Source organism: Clostridium sp. CM042, assembly GCF_055080995.1.
In genome coordinates this window covers 3,305,982-3,319,636 of sequence record NZ_CM143646.1, presented here as the reverse complement: position 1 = coordinate 3,319,636, position 13,655 = coordinate 3,305,982, and the positions used below count along the sequence as shown (strand labels likewise).

Genomic DNA, 13,655 nt, shown 5'->3' with positions numbered 1-13,655 from the left:
TATAATATTAGCTGATGCTTATGACTTAATTGGAATTTTATACATTAACTATCGAATGAATATTAATGTTCAATGTAATATAGAAAGGATGATTAAATTAACATGCTTTATTATTTAGCAACTTCTATGAATTTGGGATGGAATCAATTTTATATTGCTGTTTCAAAATCTTCTGACCCTGAATTACAGATTTTAATAACCCTGTTGGTTTTTATTATATTATATCTTTTGAATAACAAATTGGAAGCCATTTGCTGTGTATTTAATATTGGAATTACTGGCTTTACCAATTTGATACTTAAAAACACGGTACAACGATCTAGACCCATGGGAATAAGATTAGTTGAAGCTGATGGCTATAGTTTTCCTAGCGGCCATTCTTCAATTTCTACAGCTATTGGTATTGTTCTTATTTACTTTATACTTAAGCGAATGAAGAATAAAAAAATTGCCTATCTACTTAGCTGTTTTATATTCGCATATTTAATTCTTGTAGGAGTTAGTAGGGTTTATGTGGGTGTTCACTATCCAACAGATGTGCTTGGTGGATGGTTTATCGCTATACTATGGTCTTTCATTAGTCTTGCAGCTTATAGGTTTTGTATGAACAAAGGCCTAAACGAATATTTAGATGAACATTTCACTATTAAACTTAATATTTTTAAACATAAACCAAAATCTAATTAATTTTACTATACTATAAAGCCCTAATTATTCATAATTGAATAATTAGGGCTTTACCTTAATATAACTTTTTTATTATTCTATACAACTTTCCCATATTTTTTCTCATATTAACACTAAAAAGCAATACAGTTCATAATAAACATAAAAAACATTAGATAAGTAACATACTAATCTGTACCCTTTGTCAAGGACAATTAGAAAAAACTATATTGAATTATAAAGATGATTTCTGTATTGAACAGGAGTCATCTTTTTCAAATCCCATTGATATCTATATCTATTATAATAGATCATATATTTTTTAATTTCTTTCTTTAACTCTACTAATGTTTGACACTCTTTTATGTTTGCCTCATCTTTGAAATGACCGAAGAATGATTCCTGTGGAGCGTTATCCCAACAGTTTCCACGTCTTGACATAGATTGTCCTAGTCCACAACTTTTAACGAGATTTTGAAGGATTGGACTTGTATAATGACAACCTTGATCTGAGTGAATAAATGCATCTTTAGATATTTTAATATTTCTATTCTTTTTTAGCTTTAGTATAGTATCAGTGACTATATCCATCTTAATATTAGCTGACACATTATATGCCAGTATTTCATTTGTAGAGGAATCCTTAATCGTTGATAAATACGCCCTATGACCCTTTCCATAAAACAAATAAGTTATATCTGTAAGCAATACCTTGCCAGGTATATTTTGCTTGAAGTTTCTATTTAATAGATTTGGTAAAACAGCATGTTCGAGGGTGGCTTTCATCATCCTTTTATAAGGATTTGCTTTTCTAATAGGACATACAATTTGGTATTTCTTCATTATCCTACGGATACGTTTCAAATTGTAAACGATACCAAATTCGCCTTCTAACGTCATTTTAATTTGTCTAGCTCCTTTTTTGCGGCCTTTAAAGTTATATGCTTTTAAGATAGTATCTCGCACTATTTGATCATGATCGTCACGTTGATTCCTAACTCCTTGTGAACTAACTGAGAAATAGTTGTAGTAGCCTGAACGGGATACCCCCGACACACTGCATAAATGGCTAAGCATATTTCTGAGTTTATATTTTTTAATTTGTGAATTGATAAGAATATATTTTTCTTCTGCTACTAATATTATTTTTTCTTTACCAGCCTTCTTTCTAGGATGTCGATTTTTTTTAGTAATTCATTCTCAGCTTTAAGTAAATTAACTTGGACCTTAAGACGTTTATATCTTTCTTCTATGGGAAGATCTTTCCCTCTTGATCTTCCGCACATTGATTTCCTTGTATCATTCAGTCCTATTACACCTTTTTTTCTATATGCAGTCCGCCATCTGTAAGCTGCTGATCTAATTCGATCATTTCCAAGAACGTCTATATCAAAACCATATTCTTTAAATATTTCTTTTATAGATTTGCCCTTTTCATTCTCTGTTACAAAAATGCGTTTATATTCATCAGTGTAAGTTATACCTTTAATACTAACATTTGTTACATATTTATTTTTGGATAACACTTTCACTTCTTTTTCTGTAAAATTCTTAATGCTCATTTATTCACCCCTAATCCTTTATTCCATTATACATAGAAAAACCCCATAGGGTAGTTTTTTTTAAATCGTCTACTCTATAGGGTACATTTTATACTTATCTAATGTTTTTTCATGTTATAATTTATTTCTAATTAGGGATAAGAGTTTTATTTCTCTAAACCCTTAGCTATAACTTCTTTAACCTCTGTTTTTATATGCTCTGCTCTTGTTCCAAATATTGCTTGAATACTGTCACCAACTTCAAGAACGCCCGCAGCTCCTAATTTCTTAAGTTCTGCCTTATCGACATTTTTAGCATCTACAACACTTACACGTAAACGAGTAATGCAAGCATCTAAATTTGTTATATTTTCTTTTCCACCTAATGCTTTTAATACTAATATTGCATGTTCTTGACCTTTAAGATTAGTTTTTGTAGTACTTGCGTTTTCTTCTTCATCTACTTCACGACCTGGAGTTTTAAGATTCCATTTTCTTATAGCAAAACGGAATCCGAAGTAGTAAAGTGCTGCTAATACTAATCCTACAGGGATTACTAACCACCAAGCTGTTCTATTTGGAATTACACCAAATAACAAGTAATCTATAAGTCCACCTGAAAATGTCATTCCTATTTTAACATTTAAAAGCTGCATTGTCATAAAGGATAATCCTGCAAATACACAGTGGATTCCGAACAATACTGGTGCTACGAATAAGAATGAGAATTCAATTGGTTCTGTAATACCTGTTAGGAAAGAAGTTAAAGCCGCAGACACCATAATACCAGTTACAAATACCTTCTTTTCAGGTTTTGCTTCATGTATCATTGCAAGCGCTGCTGCTGGAAGCCCAAACATCATAAATGGGAATTTACCGGCCATAAATGTACCTGCTGTAAATGATACTCCATCTTTTAACTGAGCCATAAAAATAGCTTGATCTCCGTTAACTACTTGACCAGCTTTGTTTATGTACTCACCAAATTGATACCAAAATGGGTTATAGAAAATGTGATGTAATCCAAATGGGATTAATGATCTTTCTATTACTCCGAATATTAACGCTGCTGCTGTTGGATTCGCCTCAATCATACTTTTTGAAAAAACATTTAAAGCATTTTGAATTGGAGGCCATATGAAACTCATTGCAATACCTATTCCAATTGCACATACTGCTGTAACTATAGGTACAAATCTCTTACCTGCAAAGAATCCGAGGTAAGAAGGTAACTCAATGTTGTAATATTTTTTATATAATTGTGCAGCTACAATACCTATTATAATACCGCCAAATACTCCTGTTGAAAGTGATGGAATTCCTAATACGCTTGCAAACTCTGGATGTGCTTTACCTATTAATTCTGGAGTAACACCAGCAACGATACCCAAAGTTTTGTTCATTATTAAGAACCCAACTATTGCTGCAAGTCCTGCAACTCCTTCGCCCTCGGCTAGACCTACTGCAACCCCTACTGCAAATAATAATGCAAGATTACCAAAAATAACATCCCCAGACTGTTCCATAATTTTAGCTACTAATTGGAACCAACCAGCATTAAATATCGGAGCATTCACTAAAAATTGTTCACTTTGAAACATATTACCGAATCCAAGTAGTAACCCTGCAGCTGGTAATAGCGCTACTGGTAGCATTAAAGCTTTTCCTACCTTTTGTAAAACACCAAAAGCTTTTTTCATTTATATTCCCCTCTCTTTTGTGGCATGTAGCAAAAACAAAAAACATGAGTAAAGTCATTATAATATTATAGCTTCACCTAAATGTAGCTATAATATTATAACAACTTTTGCTCATGCCTGATTGTATCAGTAACACGCAATTTTAATTATTAAATTAGTTTTCATTGTAAACTTTTACACGCAGACTCACACTCATTTTCATCTTGTATATACATAATATCATGCATTATTACTTTTTTCAACATTTTTTTTAATATCTTTAATAACGCTATTAGCTTTTAATAATTGATTTTTTTTAATGACAAATTTCTCTATCGAATAAAAATAAGCTAACAAAGTTATAAATCATTTTGTTAGCTTATTTTTTGCAATTACATCTTTAGTTTTTTATGTTACTTTTTATGTTACTTTTTATTTGACTGTATTACCCTTTTGATTCTTTTTCTGAGTTTTATCTTTTGTGTCCTTAGAACCCGATCTTTTCTCTGTACCTTTTTTAGCTATGTTAATCACCCCTTCGATATGTGTTTATTATTTTATTATTTACACTTTCTTTAATTTAATACACATGATTGGTTAACTAACATAAATATATTTATTTATAAATTTCCATATCCAAAATAGCCTTCTCAACTAGACTATCAATATCTAAAACTGATTCAGATTTAATAATCTCAATTAACCTTGGTTTTGTTTTTGGATGTTTAGGAACAAAAATTGTACAACAATCTTCATAAGGTAAAATAGAGGTTTCATAAGTTTCTATTTTTCTTGACACATCTATAATATCTACTTTATCCATAGCAATCAGTGGTCTAAACACTGGTCTATCTGAAACATCATCACTTACTACAAGGCCTTCCATAGTTTGACTAGCTACCTGCCCTATGCTTTCTCCTGTAGTTACTGAATTTATACCATATTTTTCGGCGAGTGTACAAGCAAGCCTCATCATAAATCTTCTCATAATTATTGTTAATTCATCTTCTCTACACTTTTCTATAATTTGCATTTGTATTTCAGTAAAAGATACAACATACAAAGTCAATTTACCAGTATATTCTTTTAAAATATTAGTTAATTGCTTTACCTTATCCTTTGCTCTCTCACTAGTATACGGATGGCTATGATAATAAACCGCATGAAGTTCTACCCCACGTCTTGCCATCATATAGCCTGCAACAGGAGAATCTATACCACCTGATAACATAAGCATAGTACTACCATTCATCCCATAAGGTAATCCACCCACTGCCTTTATTCTTTTAGAATAAATATATGCCATATTTCTTATTTCAACATTTATTGTGCACTCTGGGTTATGCACATCTACACTTACGTCTTCATTATTTTGTAATATATAGCCACCTACTTTTCTACTTACGTCCATAGACCCTGGGCTAAATTTTTTGTTTGCTCTGTTAGTTTCTACTTTAAAAGTTTTAGCGGAGCTTTCTATCATGTCTAAAAGTGCTTGCTTTTCAATACTCTCCATGGAAGCTTCAACCTGCGTAACTACGCAAACCTCCATTACTCCAAAAACATTTTTAACCTTCTCTATAATTGCCTCCATCATTTCTGAGTATATAAACCATCTTCCTTGATCCTCAACAAATTCGTAATTTAAGTCTCTTATTGCATTTTTTATATTGTCTTTAAGTTTTTTTTCGAATTTACCTCTGTTGAGCCCTTTTAAAAAGATTTCTGGTGCAAATTTTACTAAAATTAATTTTCTCATCTTTTGACACTCCTTCTGTGATCATTATCTTTTGTTCATCTTTCTTAAAAACTTTAGTGATTTATTTAATTCGATTATAACATAGTCTATTTCATCTTTATTATTGCATTCAGAAAAACTAAACCGTATAGTTCCACCTTGCTCATCTAAACTTCTTCCAAGTGCCTTTAATATTTCACTGCTTTTATGACTTTTAGAAGAACATGCTGATCCTGTAGACACATATATTCCTTTTTCTTCTAAGGAATGAAGTAATACTTCTCCTTTAACCCCTTTAAATGAAGCACTTAATATATACGGTGTAAAGTGCTCTTCTAGTTTGCTATTAATTATAACATCATCTAACTTAGACAGTTTTTCTATAAAATATTTCTTTACCTCTAAAACTTTATTAAAATTCTCATGTTGATTTTTGTAGCTAATCTGTACTGCAGTTCCAAATCCCACAATTCCAGCAAGATTTTCTGTACCAGATCTTAAATTTCTTTCTTGTCCTCCACCATTTATTAAACTACCAGGCATTAGTCCTTTCCTTATATATGCAAATCCAATTCCGCGTGGTCCATGTATTTTATGTGCACTAGTAGATAATAAATCAATATTACACTTTTGTACATCAATAGGAATCTTTCCGTAACTTTGTACTGCATCCACATGAAATTTAGCCCTACTACTTTTCTCTTTAATTCGTTTCCCTATAAGCTCAATGTCCTGCACTACACCTACTTCGTTATTAACGTGCATTACGCTAACAATTTGAGTATTCTTATCTATACTGTCTATAAGATTTTCTATATCAATTCTACCACTTTCATCTACATCAATATAAGTAACCTTTATTCCTAAATCTTGTAATGCCTTAAATGTGTTTAATACACTCGGATGCTCTATTTTAGTAGTTATTATATTTGAAGATTTTTTAGCAAACCCCTTTATAAGAAAATTATTACTTTCACTTCCTCCTGATGTAAATATTATTTCCTCACTGCTAGCATTTATGCTACTTGCAATATTTACTCTTATCTCCCTAAGTTTTTGCTCTGCCTTAAACCCCAAACTATGTGCTGAAGATGGATTACCATAATAATTTTTCATAGTACTACATACATCCTTAATAACCAATTCATAAGGCTTGGTAGTTGCACTGTTATCTAAATATATTTCCATTTTTTATCTCTCCTATCTATATTTTCCTTTAAAAAATCTACTAAATGTATACATTAATTCTTACTATTTCGCTCTGTTTTATTTAATTATAAATATGTTAATAATCAATGTCAATAAATAAAAAAGTAAGCATATATCCCTCAACTAACAATTACTAAAACACGTAATTTATGGTATAAAAAATGTAGACGACTATATAAAAATATTTTTAATAAATATAATCCATTAAATCATCTCCCTCTGAAATGTCATTAAAAGATGATAATCGACAAGCATATTGACTTATTTGGATATAATATATAGGTTAATGCTTACTTTTATGGTAAAATAACTTTATTGGAGAATAGAATTTATCAACTGACATTTGAGTAATTTCACTAAATTTATGGGTTAAATCATCTCCTGCGGAGCTGAAGTGTTAACGACTTCAGAAGGAGATTTACCCCTTTGTAGACCTCTGGGGTAGATAACGATTCTCAATTGTTATCCCCCCACTGAAGTTTTCTGTTTGTTAGGGTATGTAACTCTCACTTACAGAAATGGTAGACTTCCTTCTGAAATGTCGTTAATTTAAATTATTTAACCTTAGTATTACACACACAAATTAAAGGAGTGATAACCATGAAAAATACTGACAAAAAAAAGAGTATCATCGCGGATATGTCTTTGCTTTTAGTTGCAATTTTTTGGGGAGGTGGTTTTATAGCTGTAAAAGGTGCTTTAGATAGTCTTACACCTTTTTATATTATGGCAATGCGTTTTAGTATTTCTGCAATAATTATGCTATTAATTTTCAGAAAAAAAGTTAAACTTATTACTAAAAATGAGCTTAAGGTTGGAACTTTGGTTGGACTTCTCTTGTTTTTAGGATTCGCTGCTCAAACTATTGGTATGAAATATACAACTGCTGGTAAAAATGCTTTTTTGACTGGGACTAACGTAGTTATTGTACCCTTCCTCTATTGGGTAATCAGCAAAAAAAAGCCAGATACATATTCATTAATATCTGCATTTTTGTGTTTTGTTGGGATAGGAATGCTAACCTTAGATGGAGGTATACATATTGGGCTAGGTGACGGCTTGACTCTACTATGTGCAGTATTTTTTGCAGCTCATATAGTTTCTGTTGGATTTTTCACTGAAAAAGTTGATGCTATATCACTTGTAATAATACAGTTAGGTGCCGCTGCAGTATTTTCAATTATAGCCGCTTTAATTTATGAACCAATGCCACAATCATTAAATTCAGATACAATATTTGCAATTGGTTATTTAGCAATTTTTAGCACAATGATTGCATTTATTATACAAAATGTAGCACAGAAATATACCACTTCTACTCATGCTGCTATTATCTTATGTTTAGAATCTGTTTTCGGTTCTATTTTATCTGTTGTAATGCTTAATGAGATATTTACATCAAAAATGATTTTAGGATGTTTAACTATATTTATCGCAATTATAACAACAGAAACTAAATTGAATTTCTTAAAAATCAAAAAAATATCCGCTACTCCATAAAACAAATATAAAGAACTCATGGGCAAAATCATTGCCCATGAGTTCTTTATATTTCAATAATATGATATTTAAATGCATTTATAAGAGTGGTGGTGTTATAAATCATTTTTCTATCACCTTTCCCATAGTCCAAATGCTGATGAGCGTAAAAAAAATATTTCGGAGAGTATTTATTTAAAATATCGATAAATACTTCAAATCCCTGATGACAAAGATCCTTTCCATCCCCCATACCTTTTGCAGGTGAATGGGTGACTAATATATCAAACCCTTTATTCTTCCATAAACACAATTTTAATTTCGAAACTCTTTTTTGCATTTCCTTTTGAGAATATTGAAAAGGGCCTTTATTATAGTCAATAGATCCTCCAAGGCCTAGTATTCTAATATTTTTATATACTATTATCTTATCATCAATAGGGATACATCCAGCTGGCGGTTTTTCTAAATATGCTATATCATGATTACCGTTAACATAAAATACAGGTGCTTTAATCATATTAGCTAGATATTCTAAATAATCTGCTTTTAAATCTCCACATGAAATTACCATCTGAATTTCTTTAAACCTTTCACAATCAAAATGATCCCAAATATAACTATCTTCTACATCTGACACTAATAGAACTTTAACTTTAATCACCTACTTATCTTCTGATTATTCTACTACTCCACCGGAAGTTTTCCTACAACATTGTCTACAAACCATTCCATATATAACATATCCTCATAGTTTCCTATGTCACCATCATTTATCCTAAGTTGACCTTGTGCATCGTACACCGGGCCAACAAAAGTGTGGAATCTGTTTTCAATAATTAATTCGCGCATTATATCTACTAACTTTTGAGTTTGAATTGGTACATTATGTTTTGAATATATAATATCCACGAGTCCTGAGTCCATCCCCCACCAAAAACTTACACGTTTAGATTCAGTACTAAAAATACCTTTAAAACTACCATTTACTATATTTCTAAGTACTTTCTCATAAAACTGTCCCCAATCCCATGTAATTAAAGCAAAGTTTACTTCCGGTATCCATTTCTCCTCTTTTTCACCATATTTTAGTGAATATAGTCCAAAGTCTCTTGACCCCTTACCTAAAGCAATTAGGTCATTTTGCATTATAAGATCTGCACCATGCCTTTGAAGTCCTTGAATTAATTCTTTTGAATGATTAATATCCCCTGTTTCATTAAGCCATGAAATCAAAACTTTCGCATTTGGATTTACAGTTTTAACACCTAATGCAAAAGCATTAATACCTGTTATAACCTCTGTTTCACTATAAATATCTATATATCCTATAATATTTGATTTTGTAATAGCCCCAGCAATAAGCCCTAATAAAAACCTAGGTTCATGAGAACGCCCAAAATAAGTGCTTACATTTCTAAAAGCCTTTACTGGCGAGCAGTTAAAAAATTTAATATTGTCATACTTTAAAGCTGCCCTCAACGTCATATTAAGATAAGATGGGCATGTAGTAAATATAATGTCATAATCTTTTTCACATAACTCACTTAATTTTTCATAACTATCTCCATCAGTTTGAAAATTATCTATAACAAAAGTTTCTATTTCGCCTTCTAATTGGTTTTGCGCATACAGTCTTCCTAGATTATGAACATAACTCCAACCCGATGTATCGATAGTCTTTTCAAAAACAAAAGCCACTCTTAACTTTTTATGTGGGGCTACTAAATTTGTAAATGATGTAATAACATTTTTCTTATGCACATCAAAAGGTTCTGTTTGGATATCTACTGCATTGTTTTTTGAAAGTATTTTAAGTTCTCCTAAGAACTTATGAACCCTTAATTTTCTTTTTGTTTCTATGAATTCGTCTGATATTCCATAAATTTTTATATATTTTAAAAACGCATCCCCAGTGGTAATATTTAATTTATCTCCACCTAATTCGTAGAATGTGTTTCTAAAAGGTGAATAAACATTTTTTAAAAAATGCTCGTATTTGTTTGAAAACAAGTTAAGCTTCGGATTATACTCATCTAAATACTTCAAAAGCTCAGTAAAGCTACCCTCCCTGGAAAACCAAATATCATTTATCCCTGTCTTATTATTGAAGTTCAAAAATTCATAATATATTATGTTATTTAAATCCTTTTCATCCTTTTTAGGGACTAGCCTAGTAACATCTCCCTCTATTGCATATGCATCCACGTATTTTAATACACTTACACGCTTATTTCCCTCCATAACGTAAAATTCATTCATGTACTCATAAATTCTTACAGGGTCAATTATTCCATCCTTAATATGATGAGTATAGACCGCTTGCCATTTCATAGAAAACTCGCTATCAATACTAGCTAGAGGAAGAAAGTTCGTTGCAAAATCTCTGCTCCTTGTATAAAAATAAGATCCTATTATTTTTTTTAATGGAATGCTTTTTATTCCTAAAGGCACTTCCGCTACTATATCCATTTTTTTTAAAATACTATCTAGGGATGCTATATGACCTGAAGTCCCTCTTGATATGTCCATGTAGTATTTAACTTTAGCCAATTTGCTAGCCTTTTTATACTCTTCAACAGATGAAAAATTGATCATACACTCACCCCTTAGTTTTTTCAGATACCTAATATTTTTTTAGCTATTCATACCATTACCATAATAGCCTATTATAGAAAATATTCTTTTATATATTATAATCTTCCAAACTGTATTTAACAACATTTTGGAAGATATAGATATGTTTAATGACATTTCAGAATTAGATGATTTAATAGATTATTAATAAATAACCCTATTAAACATGATATAATGATATTGTAAGATATCTAACAAATTAAAATATAAATTTTTAAAGGATGGGTAAACTATGAACATAGCATTTTTTCTTACGCCTAAAAATGAAGTTGTTTATGAAAAGCCAAGTTCTACGATGCGGCAAGCATTAGAACGGATGGAGTACCACAGGTATACATCTGTGCCATTAGTAAATGAAACAGGTAATTATGTAGGTACTTTAACAGAAGGTGATTTATTATGGAAACTAAAGAATACTCCAAATTTAAGTTTTAATGATACAAGTAAAATTTTAATTGAAGATATACCAAGACATATCTCTAATAAAGCAGTATTAATTAGTGCAGATATAGAGAGTTTAATATCACTAGCAAAGGATCAAAACTTTGTCCCCGTCGTAGATGATAATGGTGTTTTTATAGGAATAATTAAAAGAAGTGATATAATAACTTATTGTTATAATTTATTATACGAACATAATGAATTGAAAGCTTTAATTTAATAGCAACATAAAGCATATTAGAATAAATATATAATTTAAAATAAAACACCTATACTAGCTTAATATCTAGTATAGGTGTTTTACTTTTATAAACTACTAGCAGCCTTTTTATCTAAAATTATTGTTACATCATTATGAAGCTGTAGAATTGAAGCGGGTATGTTAGGATTTATTTTACCTTTAACAGCTCTTTCTATAGCTTCGGCCTTATTTAAACCATTGGCAAGTAAAATGATTTTCTTAGAGTTCATTATTGTCTTTATTCCCATACTTATCGCTTTTACTGGTACATCCTTTATTGATTTAAAAAACCTAGAATTAGCTTCTATTGTTTGTTCATTAAGATTAACCAAATGCGTTTCTGCCTCGAAGTTTTCATCTGGTTCATTGAATCCAATATGCCCATTTCCACCTATGCCCAGCACTTGCATATCTATACCACCAGCTTCTTTTATTTTATTCTCATAGCCTCTGCATGCAGCCTCAACATCCATTGCCATACCATCAGGCACATTAATATTTTTTCTGTTTACATTTATACTATTAAACAAATTATTAATCATATAATTATAGTAACTTTGAGGATTTTCTCTATTAATTCCATAATATTCGTCCAGGTTAAATGTTTCGACCTCATTAAAATCTATTTCTTTTTTGTTATACAACTCAATTAATTCCTTATACATTCCAAGTGGTGTATCTCCAGTAGCCAGACCTAATACACTATCTGGCTTTAACATAACTTGGCTTGCAATCATCAAAGCAGCTTTTTTACTCATTTCTTCATAATTGTCTAAAACTAATATTCTCATATTCGCACCACCTCATAATAATACTCAAAATTTTACTCTTGAGCTTCGTAAACTATTTTGCCTTCTACTATCGTTAAAAATACACCTATATCATCATTAAAAATAACTATATCTGCGTCGAATCCGCCCTCTAACCTTCCCTTTTTATTATCCATATTAATAACCTTTGCCGGAACATGCGATGCCATTGCCACTACCTCATAGATTTCTAAATCACTATGATTTAACATGTTTTTCACGGCCTTATTTAAGGTTAAAACACTGCCTGCTAAAGTACCATCTTGAAGCCTTGCAGCTCCATTTTCAACTATTACCTTCTGCCCACCAAGCTCATAATTGCCACTCTTCATGCATCCAGCCCTCATAGAATCTGTTATAAGTACCATTTTATCTTTATGTTTGATATTTATGAGCATCTTAAAAATGGCTGGATGAACATGTATTAGATCCGCTATTAGCTCGCATGTTATATCATTTGTAAAAATTGCACCTACAATTCCTGGTTTTCTATGATTCAAGGGAGTCATAGCATTGAATGTATGTGTCGCATGCGTTACTCCATCCTCAATAGCTCGCACAGCCTCTTCATAACTTGCATCTGAATGACCTACCGATAATGTAATTTTAGAATTACTTTTTACTTTTTTTATAAAACTATGATTTTCATCCTTTTCTGGCGCAAGGGTTATAATTTTAATAATATCTAAATAATCCTTTATAATATCATAATTGGGCTTTATAATATTATCTGCCTTCTGAGCCCCTTTGTACTTTTCATTTATGAAAGGTCCCTCCATGTGTACCCCTAAAATCTTTGCCCCTTCAACTTTTAGCTTCATTGCTTCTCTTATAGTGTCTAGTGCTTTATATATACTAATAGTATCCATTGTCATTGTAGTAGGTAAATATGCTGTTACTCCATTTGCTGCTATTGTAGTACTTATAATTCTTAATGCTTCCGGCGTCGCATCCATAGTGTCACAGCCCCCAGACCCATGGATATGAATATCAATAAAACCAGGGGATACATATTTACCCTTAGCATCTACTACTTGTATTTCTTCTTTATACTCTTCTTTATACTCTTTTTTATACTGAAGGAAGTCATCGTTATTTATAATATCTATAATCTTTGTATCAAAGATTATTACGCTGTCATAAACTATCCTATCTATCATAATAAGTTTTCCATTAACTATAGCTTTAATATCCATCACCTCATCAAATATTTGA

The 13,655-nt window shown here is 31.0% G+C and carries 11 protein-coding genes; 3 read left to right on the top strand and 8 right to left on the bottom strand.

Translation table 11 applies throughout. From position 1 onward, the window contains the following. The first annotated feature begins 102 nt into the window (after nucleotides 1–102). The gene (locus ACWJJ7_RS15825) at nucleotides 103–687 is read left to right on the top strand and encodes a phosphatase PAP2 family protein (protein ID WP_462962925.1); all 585 of its coding nucleotides are present in this window, start codon (nucleotides 103–105) and stop codon (nucleotides 685–687) included. Between the two features lie 204 nt (nucleotides 688–891). Here ACWJJ7_RS15825 and ACWJJ7_RS15820 read toward each other — a convergent pair. The 4 genes from ACWJJ7_RS15820 to ACWJJ7_RS15805 form a co-directional block, all read right to left on the bottom strand. Continuing rightward, a protein-coding gene (locus tag ACWJJ7_RS15820) for an IS3 family transposase (protein WP_462962368.1) occupies nucleotides 892–2,228 on the bottom strand; the annotation gives its coding sequence in 2 pieces (ribosomal slippage) (nucleotides 892–1,847 and nucleotides 1,847–2,228; 1,338 coding nt in all). A gap of 146 nt (nucleotides 2,229–2,374) precedes the next feature. Continuing rightward, nucleotides 2,375–3,907, bottom strand: coding sequence for a glucose-specific PTS transporter subunit IIBC (ptsG, locus tag ACWJJ7_RS15815; protein WP_462962924.1), 1,533 nt, complete (start codon nucleotides 3,905–3,907; stop codon nucleotides 2,375–2,377). Between the two features lie 595 nt (nucleotides 3,908–4,502). After that, entirely contained in the window at nucleotides 4,503–5,645 is a 1,143-nt protein-coding gene (gene thiI, locus ACWJJ7_RS15810) for a tRNA uracil 4-sulfurtransferase ThiI (RefSeq protein WP_462962923.1), read from the bottom strand. A gap of 24 nt (nucleotides 5,646–5,669) precedes the next feature. Then, nucleotides 5,670–6,812: a cysteine desulfurase family protein gene (locus ACWJJ7_RS15805; RefSeq protein WP_462962922.1), complete on the bottom strand. Its 1,143-nt coding sequence runs from the start codon at nucleotides 6,810–6,812 to the stop codon at nucleotides 5,670–5,672. A 621-nt stretch (nucleotides 6,813–7,433) separates the two neighbouring features. Here ACWJJ7_RS15805 and ACWJJ7_RS15800 point away from each other — a divergent pair. Further along, complete coding sequence (locus tag ACWJJ7_RS15800; RefSeq protein WP_462962921.1) at nucleotides 7,434–8,333, top strand: DMT family transporter; 900 nt, start codon at nucleotides 7,434–7,436, stop codon at nucleotides 8,331–8,333. Between the two features lie 46 nt (nucleotides 8,334–8,379). Here the strand turns inward: ACWJJ7_RS15800 and ACWJJ7_RS15795 are convergent, their stop codons facing one another. Continuing rightward, nucleotides 8,380–8,976 (bottom strand): metallophosphoesterase family protein, encoded by a 597-nt coding sequence (locus tag ACWJJ7_RS15795; protein WP_462962920.1) that lies wholly within the window; start codon nucleotides 8,974–8,976, stop codon nucleotides 8,380–8,382. 23 nt (nucleotides 8,977–8,999) lie between these two features. After that, nucleotides 9,000–10,910, bottom strand: a complete 1,911-nt coding sequence (locus ACWJJ7_RS15790; protein WP_462962919.1) for a BMP family ABC transporter substrate-binding protein — start codon at nucleotides 10,908–10,910, stop codon at nucleotides 9,000–9,002. Nucleotides 10,911–11,181: 271 nt separating this feature from the next. Here ACWJJ7_RS15790 and ACWJJ7_RS15785 point away from each other — a divergent pair, with 271 nt between their 5' ends. After that, complete coding sequence (locus tag ACWJJ7_RS15785) at nucleotides 11,182–11,610, top strand: CBS domain-containing protein (protein WP_462962918.1); 429 nt, start codon at nucleotides 11,182–11,184, stop codon at nucleotides 11,608–11,610. 86 nt (nucleotides 11,611–11,696) lie between these two features. Here the strand turns inward: ACWJJ7_RS15785 and nagB are convergent, their stop codons facing one another. Together nagB and nagA are read right to left on the bottom strand one after the other, a co-directional pair. Further along, nucleotides 11,697–12,422 carry a glucosamine-6-phosphate deaminase gene (gene nagB / locus ACWJJ7_RS15780; protein WP_462962917.1) on the bottom strand — a complete coding sequence of 242 codons (726 nt, stop codon included), beginning with the start codon at nucleotides 12,420–12,422 and terminating at the stop codon, nucleotides 11,697–11,699. 32 nt (nucleotides 12,423–12,454) lie between these two features. Then, nucleotides 12,455–13,630 carry an N-acetylglucosamine-6-phosphate deacetylase gene (gene nagA / locus ACWJJ7_RS15775; protein WP_462965022.1) on the bottom strand — a complete coding sequence of 392 codons (1,176 nt, stop codon included), beginning with the start codon at nucleotides 13,628–13,630 and terminating at the stop codon, nucleotides 12,455–12,457. Nucleotides 13,631–13,655 lie beyond the last annotated feature (25 nt).

Coding starts and splice junctions, on each gene's coding strand:
- ACWJJ7_RS15800 (WP_462962921.1), top strand. CDS start 7,434: ATGAAAAATACTGACAAAAAAAAGAGTATCATCGCGGATATGTCTTTG.
- ptsG (WP_462962924.1), bottom strand. CDS start 3,907: ATGAAAAAAGCTTTTGGTGTTTTACAAAAGGTAGGAAAAGCTTTAATG.
- thiI (WP_462962923.1), bottom strand. CDS start 5,645: ATGAGAAAATTAATTTTAGTAAAATTTGCACCAGAAATCTTTTTAAAA.
- ACWJJ7_RS15785 (WP_462962918.1), top strand. CDS start 11,182: ATGAACATAGCATTTTTTCTTACGCCTAAAAATGAAGTTGTTTATGAA.
- ACWJJ7_RS15790 (WP_462962919.1), bottom strand. CDS start 10,910: ATGATCAATTTTTCATCTGTTGAAGAGTATAAAAAGGCTAGCAAATTG.
- nagB (WP_462962917.1), bottom strand. CDS start 12,422: ATGAGAATATTAGTTTTAGACAATTATGAAGAAATGAGTAAAAAAGCT.
- ACWJJ7_RS15825 (WP_462962925.1), top strand. CDS start 103: ATGCTTTATTATTTAGCAACTTCTATGAATTTGGGATGGAATCAATTT.
- ACWJJ7_RS15805 (WP_462962922.1), bottom strand. CDS start 6,812: ATGGAAATATATTTAGATAACAGTGCAACTACCAAGCCTTATGAATTG.